Source organism: Phaeodactylibacter xiamenensis (assembly GCF_000759025.1).
Taxonomy (GTDB): Bacteria; Bacteroidota; Bacteroidia; order Chitinophagales; family Saprospiraceae; genus Phaeodactylibacter; species Phaeodactylibacter xiamenensis.
The window spans coordinates 1-623 of record NZ_JPOS01000163.1 but is presented as its reverse complement, the minus strand read 5'-3'; the positions used below and the strand labels follow the sequence as shown (position 1 = coordinate 623).

General features: G+C 52.6%; 1 protein-coding gene. It reads left to right on the top strand.

Annotation, left to right across the window (positions count from 1 at the left end):
• The coding region (locus IX84_RS30525; RefSeq protein WP_044230460.1) for an IS3 family transposase at positions 1 to 623 on the top strand (623 nt) is incomplete at both ends.

Genomic DNA, 623 nt, shown 5'->3' with positions numbered 1-623 from the left:
CCTGGAGCTGATGCGCCTGATGGACAAGCATTACATCGACCACCCCTACAAAGGCGGCCCAAGGATGTACGTTTACCTGACCCAGGATAAAGGCTACAAAGTCAGCCGCAACCGGGTCTATCGGCTGTACTACGATGTGATGGGGCTCAGGGCTGTTTTCCCGGGCCCTCACACCTCGAAGCGGGGCAAAGACCATAAAGTTTATCCTTACTTATTGAGGGGCTTAGCAATTGAGCAGCCTAATCAAGTTTGGGCTACCGATATCACTTACATCCCGATGCCAAGAGGCTTTTTGTACCTTACAGCCATCATAGACCTGTACAGCCGATTTGTGGTCAACTGGTCTTTGTCCAATACAATGGACGCTGAATGGTGTGCAGGCTGCTTTGAGGAGGCTGTAGCTGAATGGGGCGCCCCTCGAATCATCAATACAGACCAGGGCAGCCAATACACCAGCGATGCGTTCACCAGCGCTGTGCTGGGCAAAGAAGTGAGGCTAAGCATGGACGGCAAGGGGCGGGCAACGGACAATGCGTTCATCGAAAACCTGTGGAAGATGGCCAAGTACGAAGACATCTACCTTAAAGCTTACGAGGACGGCATAGAGCTGCATAACGGCTTGG